Raw genomic sequence first — 13,474 nt, forward strand, 5'->3', positions numbered from 1 at the left:
GAAAAGTCAGACCTGATAAATTCAGGCCCACGTCGATACAACAATAATGAGTCTGCGAGGCCTTCCGTGATCCAGTTTTTACTCAACCAGGAACTCCGTAGCGAGCACGCCCTGGACCCGAACCTGACCGTGCTCAACTATTTGCGCGAACACGTTGGTAAACCAGGCACCAAAGAAGGCTGCGCCAGTGGCGACTGTGGCGCGTGCACCGTGGTGGTGGGCGAATTGCACACGGACGAAAAAGGCCAGGCGCGCATGCGCTATCGCAGTCTCAACGCGTGCCTGACCTTCGTTTCGTCACTGCATGGCAAGCAACTGATCAGCGTCGAAGACCTCAAGCACCAGGGCCAACTGCACAGCGTCCAGCAGGCGATGGTCGATTGCCACGGCTCACAATGCGGCTTTTGCACGCCAGGCTTCGTCATGTCGCTGTTCGCCCTGCAAAAAAACAGCGAACAAGCCGACGCCCATAAAGCCCACGAAGCCCTGGCGGGCAACCTGTGCCGTTGCACCGGCTACCGGCCGATCCTGGCCGCCGCGGAGCAGGCCTGCCGTGGCAAACAGCCAGACCAGTTCGATGCCCGCGAAGCCGAGACCATCGCCCGCCTCAAAGCCATCGCCCCGACCGAGACCGGTGAGCTCAACAGTGGCGACAAACGCTGCCTGGTGCCGCTGACCGTCGCCGACCTGGCCGATCTCTACGATGCTTATCCCCAGGCGCGTCTGCTGGCCGGCGGCACGGACCTGGCCCTGGAAGTCACGCAGTTTCATCGCACCCTGCCGGTGATGATCTACGTGGGCAACGTCGCCGAACTCAAGCGCATCGAACGTTTCGACGATCGCCTGGAGATCGGCGCCGCCACGGCGCTGTCCGATTGCTACGAGGCCTTGAAAGCCGAGTACCCGGACTTCGGCGAACTGTTGCAGCGTTTCGCCTCGCTACAGATCCGCAACCAGGGCACCTTGGGTGGCAACATCGGCAACGCCTCGCCGATTGGCGACTCGCCGCCCCTGCTGATCGCCCTCGGCGCGCAGATCGTGTTGTGCAAGGGCCAGACCCGTCGCACCCTGGCGCTGGAAGACTATTTCATCGATTACCGGGTCACCGCCCGCCAGGAAAGCGAGTTCATCGAGAAGATCATCGTACCCCGGGCCAGCGCCGAGCAGGCGTTCCGCGCCTACAAGGTGTCCAAGCGCCTGGACGACGACATCTCCGCCGTGTGCGCGGCATTCAACCTGCGTATCGACAACGGCGTGGTCCGCGACGCTCGCGTGGCCTTCGGCGGCATGGCCGCGACGCCCAAACGCGCCACGCATTGCGAAGCCGTATTGATCGGTGCGCCGTGGAACGACAGCACCGTCGAACGCGCCTGCGCCGCCCTGGCCGAGGATTTCACGCCACTGTCGGACTTCCGCGCCAGCAAGGAATACCGCCTGCTCAGCGCCCGCAATCTGCTGCGCAAATACTTCATCGAACTGCAAACGCCGCACATCGAGACTCGGGTGACCGCTTATGTCTAACCATCACGCCGTAGAGAAGACCCAGGCCGAACTGGCGGAACTGTTCGCCAAGGACCTGACCACCGGTGTCGGCCGCAGCGTCAAGCACGACAGCGCCGCCAAGCATGTGTCCGGTGAGGCCCAGTACATCGATGATCGTCTGGAATTTCCCAATCAGCTGCACGTTTACGCACGGCTGTCAGACCGCGCTCACGCGAAAATCATCAGCATCGACACCAAGCCCTGTTATGCCTTCGAAGGCGTGCGCATCGCCATCACCCACGAAGACGTGCCAGGCCTGAAAGACATCGGCCCGCTGCTGCCGGGCGATCCGTTGCTGGCCATCGATGACGTGCAATTTGTCGGGCAACCGGTACTCGCGGTGGCCGCGAACGACCTGGAAACCGCGCGCAAAGCCGCAATGGCCGCGATCATCGAATACGAAGACCTCGAACCCGTTCTGGACGTGGTGCAAGCCTTAAGAAAACGCCACTTCGTACTCGACAGCCACACCCACCAGCGCGGTGATTCGGCCACGGCACTGGCGAGCGCCGAGCACCGCATCCAGGGCTCGCTGCACATCGGCGGCCAGGAACACTTCTACCTGGAAACCCAGATTTCCTCGGTGATGCCCACCGAAGACGGCGGCATGATCGTCTATTGCTCGACCCAGAACCCCACCGAAGTGCAGAAACTGGTGGCCGAAGTGCTGGGCGTGCCGATGAACAAGGTGGTGGTGGACATGCGCCGCATGGGCGGCGGGTTTGGCGGCAAGGAAACCCAGGCCGCCAGCCCGGCTTGCCTGTGCGCGGTCATCGCGCACCTCACCGGCCAGCCGACCAAGATGCGCCTGCCCCGGGTCGAGGACATGCTGATGACCGGCAAGCGTCACCCTTTCTATATCGAATACGACGTCGGCTTCGACAGCCGCGGGCGCCTGCACGGGATCGCCTTGGAACTGGCCGGCAACTGCGGTTGCTCGCCGGACCTGTCGGCCTCGATCGTCGACCGGGCGATGTTCCATGCCGACAATGCCTACTACCTGGGCGATGCGACCATCAACGGCCACCGTTGCAAGACCAACACCGCGTCGAACACCGCTTACCGCGGTTTCGGCGGGCCCCAAGGCATGGTCGCCATCGAAGAGGTGATGGATGCCATCGCCCGGCACCTGGGGCTCGATCCGCTGGCCGTGCGCAAGGTCAACTATTACGGCAAGACCGAGCGTAACGTCACCCACTACTACCAGACCGTCGAGCACAACATGCTCGAGGAAATGACCGCCGAGCTTGAAGAAAGCAGCCAGTACGCCGAGCGCCGAGAAGCGATCCGGCGCTACAACGCAGGCAGCCCGATCCTGAAAAAAGGCTTGGCGCTGACGCCGGTGAAATTCGGCATTTCATTCACTGCCAGTTTCCTCAACCAAGCCGGGGCGCTGATCCACGTCTACACCGACGGCAGCATCCACCTCAACCACGGTGGCACCGAAATGGGCCAGGGCCTGAACACCAAGGTCGCGCAAGTGGTGGCCGAAGTGTTCCAGGTGGAAATGGACCGCGTACAGATCACCGCGACCAACACCGACAAGGTGCCGAACACTTCGCCCACCGCCGCCTCCAGCGGTGCCGACCTGAACGGCAAAGCCGCGCAGAACGCCGCCGAAACCATCAAGCGGCGCCTGGTGGAATTTGCCGCGCGACAGTACAAGGTCAGCGAAGAGGACGTGGAATTCCACAACGGCCATGTGCGGGTGCGCGATCACATCCTGACCTTCGAGGCGCTGGTGCAGCAGGCATATTTCGCCCAGGTCTCGCTGTCGAGCACCGGCTTCTACAAGACCCCGAAAATCTACTACGACCGCAGCCAGGCCCGTGGCCGGCCGTTCTACTACTACGCCTACGGCGCAGCCTGTGCCGAGGTGATCGTCGACACCCTCACCGGCGAGTACAAGATGCTGCGCACCGACATCCTTCACGACGTCGGCGCCTCGCTGAACCCGGCCATCGACATCGGCCAGGTCGAGGGTGGTTTCATCCAGGGCATGGGCTGGCTGACCATGGAGGAACTGGTGTGGAACGACAAGGGCAAGTTGATGACCAATGGCCCGGCCAGCTACAAGATCCCCGCCGTGGCCGACATGCCGCTGGACCTGCGGGTCAAGCTGGTGGAAAACCGCAAAAATCCCGAAGACACCGTGTTCCACTCCAAGGCCGTGGGCGAGCCGCCGTTCATGCTCGGCATCGCCGCGTGGTGCGCCATCAAGGACGCCGTGGCGAGCCTGGGGGATTACCAGCACCAGCCGAACATCGACGCCCCGGCGACACCGGAGCGGGTGTTGTGGGGATGTGAGCAGATGCGCGGGTTGAAGGCGGTTGCGGCTGAGCCCATTGAAGCCGAGTTGGCCCCGCTCTAAGACCGCGTCGCGCCCCATCGCGAGCAGGCTCGCTCCCACAGGGATTGATGGACACAGGTCCAGTTTTGGACACTGGTCCAGTTTTGGACACAGGTCCAGTTGTGGACACAGATCCAATGTGGGAGCGAGCCTGCTCGCGATGAGGCCGGAACAGACAACACAAGATGTCGAGGTGAATTATGTATAACTGGATCAGCGCCCTCGCCGACCTGCAAGATCGCGGTGAACCGTGCGTGCTGGTGACGATCATCGAAGAACTCGGCTCCACCCCGCGCAACGCCGGCTCGAAGATGGTCATCAGCGCCAGCCAGACGTTCGACACCATCGGTGGCGGACACCTGGAATACAAGGCCATGGAAATGGCCCGGCAGATGCTCGCCAGCGGCCAGCAGAACACCCATCTGGAGCGCTTCAGTCTCGGTGCGAGCCTGGGCCAGTGCTGCGGCGGCGTCACCGTGCTGCTGTTCGAACCCATGGGCCAGGTCCAGGCACAAATCGCCGTGTTCGGCGCGGGCCACGTCGGCCGCGCCCTGGTGCCGCTGCTGGCGAGCCTGCCCTGCAAGGTGCGCTGGATCGACTCCCGAGAGACAGAGTTCCCCGAACACCTGCCCCACGGCGTGCGCAAGATCGTCAGCGAAGACCCACTGGATGAAGTCGACGACTTGCCCGCCGGCAGCTACTGCATCGTCATGACCCACAACCATCAGCTCGACCTGGAACTGAGCGCCGCGATCCTCAAGCGCAACGACTTTGCCTACTTCGGCCTGATCGGTTCGAAGACCAAACGGGTCAAGTTCGAGCATCGCCTGCGTGATCGTGGCTTTGACAGCAGCACCTTGCAGCGCATGCGTTGCCCGATGGGCATTGGCGAGGTCAAAGGCAAGTTGCCTGTGGAAATCGCCATCTCCATCGCCGGCGAAATCATCGCCACCTATAACGCCGATTTCGGCCAGCACACCACCCGCGCCGAGCCGATTGCCAAGCTGCTGCCGGCCTCGCGCCGCAGCCAGGCGAACCGCTGAACACTCGTTGAGAATTCCCATGCCCCTGACACGCAAAGCCTACCGCGCCGCTCTGCTCCACAGCCTCGCCGACCCAGCCGAAGTCGGTATCGAGGCGTCCTATGAATATTTCGAAGACGGCTTGCTGGTGGTGGAAAACGGCCAGATCAGCGCCATCGGCCACGCCCATGACCTGCTGCCGACCCTGGCAGCGGACATCGAAGTCACTCATTACCAGGACGCGCTGATCACCCCTGGCTTGATCGACACCCACATCCACCTGCCACAGACCGGCATGGTCGGCGCCTATGGCGAGCAATTGCTGGACTGGCTCAACACCTACACCTTCCCCTGCGAAAGCCAGTTCGCCGACAAGGCCCACGCCGATGCCGTGGCCGATATTTTCATCAAGGAATTGCTGCGCAACGGCACCACCACCGCGTTGGTGTTCGGCAGCGTGCACCCGCAATCGGTGAATTCGTTTTTTGAAGTGGCCCAGAAACTCGACCTGCGGATGATCGCCGGCAAAGTGATGATGGATCGCAACGCCCCGGACTACCTGGTCGACACCGCCGAATCCAGCTACACCGAAAGCAAGGCGCTGATCGAGCGCTGGCACGGCAAGGGCCGCCTGCACTACGCCGTGACTCCGCGTTTCGCCCCTACCAGTACCCCGGAACAACTGGCCCTGGCCGGTCAGTTGCTGGGGGAATACCCAGACCTGTACATGCAGACCCACATCAGCGAGAACCTGCAGGAGGTGCAGTGGGTCAAGGAGCTGTTCCCGGAGCGCAAGGGTTATCTGGACGTCTACGACCACTACCAACTGCTCGGCAAACGCTCAGTGTTCGCCCATGGCGTGCACTTATGTGACGACGAATGCGCACGCCTGGCAGAGACCGGTTCGGCCATCGCCTTCTGCCCGACCTCGAACTTTTTCCTCGGCAGCGGCCTGTTCAACCTGCCGATGGCCGAGAAGCACAAGGTGAACGTAGGGTTGGGCACGGACGTAGGCGGCGGCACCAGCTTTTCGCTGCTGCAAACCCTGAACGAAGCCTACAAGGTCATGCAGTTGCAGGGTGCGCGGCTGAGCCCGTTCAAGTCGCTGTACCTGGCCACCCTCGGCGGCGCCCGGGCCCTGCGCCTGGACGACAGGATCGGGACTTTGCAGCCGGGTTCCGACGCGGACTTCCTGGTACTGGACTACAACGCCACGCCGCTGCTGGGCTATCGCCTCAAGCAGGCCAAGGACATTGCCGAGCGGTTGTTCGTGTTGATGACACTGGGGGATGACCGGACGGTGGCGCAGACGTATGCGGCCGGCCGGTTGGTGCATCAGCGATAGATGCTTGTTGCCTGCTGAGTCGCTATCGCGAGCAAGCTCGCTCCCACAGTGGATGTGTGTCGTTCACATAGCCCCTGTGGGAGCGAGCTTGCTCGCGATTAGCGGTATGACTGATTCAACCCATCAAAGCTTGGCCGTCGAGCGCCCAGGCTTCTTGCTCTGCAACAGGTGCGAGAACACCGCATGCAAGTCATCCGACGCGCTTTCCTCGTCGAGGTTGAGCTTGCTGTCGATGTGATCCATGTGATGCATCATCAGGTCCACTGCCAACGTGGCATCGCGAGCCTCGATGGCGTCGATCAACTGGGTGTGTTCGTCATAGGAACAGTGGGAACGGTTGCCGCTTTCGTACTGGGCGATGATCAGCGACGTCTGCGACACGAGGCTGCGCTGGAAGCTGATCAGCGGGGCATTCTTCGCCGCTTCGGCCAGCTTGAGGTGGAACTCGCCCGACAAACGGATGCCGGCGCCGCGGTCGCCACGGGAGAAACTGTCGCGCTCGTCGCTGACCATCTGCCGCAGTTCAGCCAATTGTTCGGCCGTGGCATGCTGCACCGCCAATTCGGTGATTGCCCTTTCCACCAGGCGCCGGGCCATGAATACCTGGCGCGCCTCTTCGACACTCGGGCTCGCCACCACGGCACCGCGGTTGGGCCGCAGCAACACCACGCCTTCGTGAGCCAGGCGTGACAACGCCCGGCGAATGATCGTGCGGCTGACCCCGAAAATCTCCCCCAGTGCCTCTTCGCTCAACTTTGTACCGGGCGCCAGGCGTTGTTCGAGGATGGCCTCGAAGATATGCGCATAGACAATATCGTCCTGGGTTCCGCTGCGAGCGGCTTTACCGGCTCGCGGTTGTTTCTTGAGGGGTTGCAACTGTTCGTTCATGGGCACTCGAGTCGGGAGAACTGCGGCGAATTGACCGTGACTGTAATACGGCACAGCGGGTCGCTGGCAAGTATCGCGTAAAAAACAGCTCGATTGTACACAACCTCTGATGGCAACACGACTGTACGGCTGTTTGCGGGCATGGCTGTATTGCAATCGGCTACTGCGTTGAGTTTAGGCTTCAAACCCAAAATCTGCGGCGCGATCAAGCCCAGTCAATCTACAACAAGGACCACCGCCCACCATGACCGAAGTCACGACCCCACCACTTCGTCCATTGGCCGATACCTCGCCTTCAGCCATCGTCGCCGGGTTCATTGCGATGATGACCGGCTACACCAGCTCCCTGGTGCTGATGTTCCAGGCCGGGCAGGCAGCCGGGCTGACCAGCGGGCAGATTTCCTCGTGGATCTGGGCGATTTCCATCGGCATGGCGGTGTGTTCCATCGGGCTGTCGCTGCGCTATCGCACACCGATCACCATCGCTTGGTCGACACCCGGCGCAGCGCTGCTGATCACCAGCCTGGGCGGCGTGAGTTATGGCGAGGCCATCGGAGCCTATATTACCTGTGCAGTATTGGTGACGATCTGTGGCCTGACCGGCAGTTTCGAACGCCTGGTCAAGCGTATTCCAGCCTCGCTGGCGGCGGCGTTGCTGGCGGGAATCCTGTTCAAGATCGGCAGCGAGATCTTCGTCGCCACCCAGCATCGCACCGGCCTGGTGCTGGGGATGTTCTTCACCTATCTGATCGTCAAGCGCCTGTCACCGCGCTACGCGGTATTGGCGGCGCTGTTGATCGGTACGGCGCTGTCGGGCCTGCTGGGGCTGTTGGATTTCAGCGGCTTTGCCCTGGAAGTCGCGACGCCGGTGTGGACCACGCCGCACTTTTCCCTGGCGGCCACCATCAGCATCGGCATTCCGTTGTTCGTGGTGGCGATGACCTCGCAGAACATGCCTGGCATCGCCGTGCTGCGGGCAGACGGTTATAACGTGCCGGCCTCGCCGTTGATCACCAGCACCGGCATCGCTTCGCTACTGCTGGCGCCGTTCGGCTCCCATGGCATCAACCTGGCAGCCATCAGCGCGGCGATCTGCACCGGCCCCCACGCCCACGAAGATCGCAACAAGCGCTACACGGCGGCGGTCTGGTGCGGGGTTTTCTACGGGATTGCCGGGGTGTTCGGCGCGACGCTGGCGGCGTTGTTCGCGGCGCTGCCCAAGGAACTGGTGCTGTCCATCGCGGCCCTGGCGCTGTTCGGGTCGATCATCAATGGTTTGAGCATCGCCATGAGCGAAGTGAAGGAGCGGGAAGCGGCGTTGATCACCTTCATGGTCACGGCGTCGGGGCTGACGCTGTTCTCCATCGGTTCGGCGTTCTGGGGGATTGTGGCGGGGGTGCTGACCTTGCTGATCCTGAACTGGCGCAATGCCTGAAAGCTTTAAAAGCATCGCGAGCAAGCTCGCTCCCACAGTAGAGGCATGCATTCCTCCTGTGGGAGCGAGCTTGCTCGCGATAGCGGCCTGAAGCACACCACAATACCCAACAGCCAGGCACAAAAAAGCCGGCGCCCCTAAGGGCTGCCGGCTCAGATCATCACGCCTTGGCGTTGATCGGCTTTTCCGGGTACCAGACGTCCATCAGCGGGCTGACTTCAACGCTGGTCAGCTCAGGACGTGCCTTGAGCCAAGCTTCAACGGCAGCGCGCTGCTCTTCGGTGACCGAGCCACGCTTCTGCAGGCAAACCAGACCGTAGTCGTCGCCGCCGACGTAGCCCAGGCCGTTGGCTTCCATGGCTTCTTTCAGGAAAGCGTCGAGGAAAGCGTCAATAGCCTCATCGGCCAGATCTTCTTTGAAATCCAGGTTCAGTTCGAAACCCAGCTCTTGAAATTCATCCACGCACAGTTTTTTGCGCAGACGCTGGGAACGGTTAGTCGCCATTGGAACAATCCTCATAAGTAATAACGGCCGGCACTTTACCAGTTTGGTGCGCCGATTGCCCGACTGATCGGGTGTATCGACCTACCGTCGGTAAAAAATAGCAGCCGAAGGGCTCAGGCAGGGCCCAAGCCGTTGCGGCTTGGGGCATAATGCCGACACTTTCATGACCGTTGAGGGCGTTCATTTTCATGCCCTCGTCTTTTCCCCCTCGCCCGTAGGGTTTTATTTCAAATGATCAAATCTTTGCGTCCACTGCTTCTGGCCAGCCTTCTTCTTCCCCTGGCCCTCCCTGTCACCAGCCACGCCGCCACGATCAACACCGCCCTGTCGCCCAACGTGCAAAAGGCCCTCAAGGCCAGCAAGCTGCAGGACGACGCCCTGTCCCTGGTGATGGTGCCGCTCAACGGCCCCGGCACCCCGACCCTGCACAACGCCGACGTCTCGGTCAATCCAGCGTCCACCATGAAACTGGTGACTACCTACGCGGCCCTGGAAATGCTCGGCCCCAATCACCAGTGGAAAACCGAGTTCTACACCGACGGCACCCTCAGCGGCGGGATCCTCAACGGCAACCTGTACCTCAAGGGCGGCGGCGACCCCAAGCTGAACATGGAAAAACTCTGGCTGCTGATGCGCGACCTGCGAGCCAACGGCGTACAGCAGGTCACTGGCGACCTGGTGCTGGACCGCAGCTTCTTCATCCAGCCGCAACTGCCCGAGTTCAACGACGACGGCAACGACGAAAACAAACCGTTCCTGGTCAAGCCCGACTCGCTGCTGGTCAACCTCAAGGCCCTGCGCTTCGTCGCCCGCAATGACGGCGGCCGGGTGCTGGTGTCGGTGGAGCCGCCGATTGCGAGCATTCGCATCGACAATCAGGTCAAGGCCGTCAACTCCAAGCAATGCGCCGGCGGCGTGCGCTACAACCCGGTGGCCCAGGCGGACGGCAGCGTGACGGTGACCGTCGGCGGCCAGCTCGGTGACGGTTGCAGCTCCCAGACCTACCTGTCGCTGCTGGACCATGCTACCTACACCGCCGGGGCGGTGCGGGCGATCTGGAAAGAGCTGGGCGGCAGCATTCAGGGCAAGGACCGCCTGGCCGCGACCCCGAGCAACGCCAAGGTCCTGGCCCGGGCATTCTCCCCGGACCTGGCGGAGATCATCCGCGACATCAACAAATACAGTAACAACACCATGGCCCAGCAGCTGTTCCTGAGCCTTGGCGCGCAGTTCCGTAACGACGCCGACGGCGACGACGCCAAGGCCGCGCAACGGGTCGTGCGCCAGTGGTTGGCCAAGAAAGGCATCACCGCGCCGCACCTGGTGATGGAGAACGGCTCCGGCCTGTCCCGCGCCGAACGGGTCAGCGCCCGGGAAATGGCAGCCATGCTGCAAGCCGCCTGGCGCAGCCCGTATGCGGCGGAGTACATCAGCTCGATGCCGATTGCCGGCACCGACGGCACCATGCGCAAACGCCTGAAGACCACCGCCATGGCCGGCGAAGCCCACGTCAAGACCGGCACCCTGAACACCGTCCGCGCCATCGCCGGCTTCAGCCGTGACATCAACGGCAACACTTGGGTCGTGGTAGCGATCCTCAACGATCCAAAGCCCTGGGGCGCTTCGTCGGTGCTGGACCAGGTGCTCCTGGACCTGTACCGCCAGCCGAAACTGCCGCAGACGGCTTCGGTGCTCTAAGCCAGCAAGCCCAATGTGGGACGATTCGGTAGGTCAGCAGACATCGATGCTGAATGACACACCGCTATCGCGAGCAAGCTCGCTCCCACATTGGGTCGGCTTCGTACACGAGTTTTGTGCTTGCGGCAGATCAAGTGTGGGAGCGAGCTTGCTCGCGATAGCGCCAGGTCAATCGATGAAGAGGCTGAGTGTTACGACCCTATCGCGAGCAGGCTCGCTCCCACATTGGTTAGCCTGAAGCCTTTAGCCCAACTGCACCTCAACCCGATCCCGCCCGGCCTGCTTGGCCGCATACACGCCCGAGTCGGCCCTTAGCAGCAACGCATCGGCGCCCTCCCCGGCGCGCCAGGTGGCGATACCGAAGCTGGCGGTGACAAACCCCACACCCTCGATGGGCGCCGCCCGCAAGCCTTCCCACAGTTCCAATGCCAAGGTGTAGGCGCTGTCGCTGTCGGTATCCGGGCACAGCACCACGAACTCTTCGCCCCCCAGCCGGCAGAACACATCGGTGCGCCGCAATCGTTGGGCGACGCGCTGACAAACCGCCTGCAACACCCGGTCGCCCACTGCGTGGCCATGCTGGTCGTTGATGCGCTTGAAGTGGTCAATGTCGAGCATGATGACCGCCAACCCTCCGGAACCGCGCTCGACCCGAGCCATCTCCGAAGTCAGGCGTTCCTGGAAATAGCGGCGGTTGCGAATACCGGTCAGGGCGTCAGTCACGGACAGGGCCCGCAGCTCTTCTTCCACGCGCTTGAGGTCGGAAATATCCGAAATATAGCCGTGCCACAACACCCCACCACCGGGGAGCTCCTCGGGCGTGGCCTCGCCGCGTACCCAGCGCAGGCCGCGCAAAGGCAGTTGCACCCGGTACTCTTCCCGCCACGGGCTCAAGGTGCGGGCCGAAGCACGAATCGACGCGCGGACGCGCGTGCTGTCCAACGGGTGAATGCGCGAGAAAATCGCCTCGGCGTTCTGCACCAGCACATCGGGTTCCAATTCATAGATGTCGCGAATGCCGTCGCTGGCATAGATCACGCTGAAGCGACCGTTGAAATCCATTCTGAACTGGTAGATTCCCCGGGCACGTGGGCACTGAGCTTTTTCAGCAACAGGTCACGGGCAGCCAATGCTTCGTGGACGCGCTTGCGTTCGGTGATGTCGATGCAGATCGCCAGGTGCCCGATCCACAACCCCTGGTCATCAAGCATCGGCGTGGCGAGCATGTTCACGGTCAGGTGGCTGCCATCGCGGCGCACCAGGGTCCACTCCCGCGCCTGTTGCCCGCCCTGCTCGCCGCCCTCGAGCAGCATCGCGTGGCACGTCGGAATCGGCTTGCCAAAGCGCGCGCCGAGCTGGGCGGCGCGGGCCTGGAGTTCACGCGGTACATGCAGGCATTCCAGGGTCATGCTCTGCAGGACCTCGCAGCTCTGGTAGCCGAGCATCTGTTCGGCGCCAGCGTTGAAGGTGGTGATGACACCGCGCAGGTCAGTGGCGATGATCGCGACCTGGGTCGCGGCATCCAGTACACCGCGCAACTGGCCATGGGTACCGCGCAGCTCCTGCTCCCGGGCGCGCAATTCACGGGTGCGTTGCTCTACCAGTTTCAAGGCCCGCTGCCGCTGGCTGACCAGTACATAGAGCAAGGCGCTGAGCAGCAGGCTGAGCAAACCGCCGAGTATCACCATGCTGGTGACCGAAGAATGATTGGTGGACAGGAACACCCGGCTGGGCCGCAACTCCACCCGGTAGTCGCGATCGGCCAGGCGCAACAGGCGAGTTGCCGACAAATCGCTACGGCCTGGTGGGTTGTGGGATTCGAACAGCGCCTCCTCCGCGTTTTCGCTAGACAGGTCCATGACACGCATCGACAGATTATCGTGACCGGACGCTGGCAGCCCGTCACCCGCCAGTTGGCGCATGCTGATGGCCGCCATCACGTACCCGAACGGTTCGCTGGCCGATTCCCGGGTGACCGGCGCGACCAACAGTACACCCCGGGCAAATACCGGGTCGGCGCCCATCAGGTCCAATGGCTGCGAAACTACCAGGCCGCCTCTCTGGCGGGCCCGCTCAACGGTCGCACGGCGCAAGGGTTCGGAAAGCAGGTCCAGGCCCAGCGGTGTCCCGTAGGAAGTCTGGCTCTGGATGTAGCGCAGCGGTGCGTATTCATCCCGTTCGGCGGCCTGTCGCAGGCCACCGCGACCGTCCGGCTCACGGATCGTGAATTGAGTGGCCCCTTCGGCTTGCGCTTGTTGTTCGAACGATTGCCGTTCGTCGCGCAGCACCCTGGGCACCCAGGCGAAGGCCCGGGTACGGCGCAATAGCACGTCAGCGTAACCACGGAATTCGTTGTTGGAGACATCTTCGGAGTTGGCAAAGAAACGCCTGAGGCTGTCGAGGCGTTGCTCCTGGTCCTGGAAATGTTCCTCGATGCGGCTGAAACGTTCCTCGGCTTGCAGCTCGAAGCGCTGGTGCAATTGCTGATTGGACAGGCTCATCATCGCCCAGGCCAGCAACCCGGTCAGGAACAGACCGGCCAGCAGGACCAGCGAAGCGACCAGCCAGGCCGACACATCTTCGCTGATAAAGCCCAGGATCCTGGGACGCACCTGATGCAATGCCATAAATACAACCCAGAAAGGAACCAGGCATAGGTACAGCCCTGGACACAGCCTAAGTTATAGCT

General features: G+C 62.4%; 9 protein-coding genes and 1 pseudogene. 6 read left to right on the top strand and 4 right to left on the bottom strand.

Going from position 1 to position 13,474, the window contains the following annotated elements:
* Positions 1–66 precede the first annotated feature (66 nt).
* From xdhA to guaD, 4 genes are all read left to right on the top strand, one after another.
* The gene (xdhA, locus tag KI237_RS20745) at positions 67–1,521 is read left to right on the top strand and encodes a xanthine dehydrogenase small subunit (protein WP_212796841.1); all 1,455 of its coding nucleotides are present in this window, start codon (positions 67–69) and stop codon (positions 1,519–1,521) included.
* Positions 1,514–3,913: a xanthine dehydrogenase molybdopterin binding subunit gene (gene xdhB / locus KI237_RS20750; RefSeq protein WP_212796842.1), complete on the top strand. Its 2,400-nt coding sequence runs from the start codon at positions 1,514–1,516 to the stop codon at positions 3,911–3,913. Before xdhA ends, xdhB begins: the two co-directional genes overlap by 8 nt.
* Positions 3,914–4,092: 179 nt before the next feature.
* A complete protein-coding gene (gene xdhC / locus KI237_RS20755) occupies positions 4,093–4,935 on the top strand; it encodes a xanthine dehydrogenase accessory protein XdhC (protein WP_212796843.1) in 843 nt (280 codons plus the stop codon).
* A 19-nt stretch (positions 4,936–4,954) separates the two neighbouring features.
* A complete protein-coding gene (gene guaD / locus KI237_RS20760; RefSeq protein ID WP_212796844.1) occupies positions 4,955–6,259 on the top strand; it encodes a guanine deaminase in 1,305 nt (434 codons plus the stop codon).
* A 123-nt stretch (positions 6,260–6,382) separates the two neighbouring features.
* On the opposite strand, the gene KI237_RS20765 is transcribed toward guaD, so the two are convergent.
* Positions 6,383–7,147, bottom strand: a complete 765-nt coding sequence (locus KI237_RS20765; RefSeq protein ID WP_212796845.1) for a GntR family transcriptional regulator — start codon at positions 7,145–7,147, stop codon at positions 6,383–6,385.
* Positions 7,148–7,391: 244 nt separating this feature from the next.
* Between KI237_RS20765 and KI237_RS20770 the strand changes: the two genes are divergently transcribed.
* The gene (locus KI237_RS20770) at positions 7,392–8,582 is read left to right on the top strand and encodes a benzoate/H(+) symporter BenE family transporter (protein ID WP_212796846.1); all 1,191 of its coding nucleotides are present in this window, start codon (positions 7,392–7,394) and stop codon (positions 8,580–8,582) included.
* A 160-nt stretch (positions 8,583–8,742) separates the two neighbouring features.
* Here the strand turns inward: KI237_RS20770 and KI237_RS20775 are convergent, their stop codons facing one another.
* A complete protein-coding gene (locus KI237_RS20775) occupies positions 8,743–9,087 on the bottom strand; it encodes a YggL family protein (protein ID WP_212796847.1) in 345 nt (114 codons plus the stop codon).
* The gene (locus KI237_RS20780; RefSeq protein WP_212796848.1) at positions 9,077–9,277 is read right to left on the bottom strand and encodes a hypothetical protein; all 201 of its coding nucleotides are present in this window, start codon (positions 9,275–9,277) and stop codon (positions 9,077–9,079) included. Before KI237_RS20780 ends, KI237_RS20775 begins: the two co-directional genes overlap by 11 nt.
* Positions 9,278–9,318: 41 nt before the next feature.
* On the opposite strand from KI237_RS20780, the gene dacB reads away from it, so the two are divergent.
* Complete coding sequence (gene dacB, locus KI237_RS20785; protein ID WP_212796849.1) at positions 9,319–10,785, top strand: D-alanyl-D-alanine carboxypeptidase/D-alanyl-D-alanine endopeptidase; 1,467 nt, start codon at positions 9,319–9,321, stop codon at positions 10,783–10,785.
* A gap of 243 nt (positions 10,786–11,028) precedes the next feature.
* Here the strand turns inward: dacB and KI237_RS20790 are convergent.
* A pseudogene (locus KI237_RS20790) lies at positions 11,029–13,412 on the bottom strand (sensor domain-containing diguanylate cyclase).
* Between the last annotated feature and the right edge of the window lie 62 nt (positions 13,413–13,474).

Source organism: Pseudomonas sp. St316, from assembly GCF_018325905.1.
Classification (GTDB): Bacteria; Pseudomonadota; Gammaproteobacteria; order Pseudomonadales; family Pseudomonadaceae; genus Aquipseudomonas.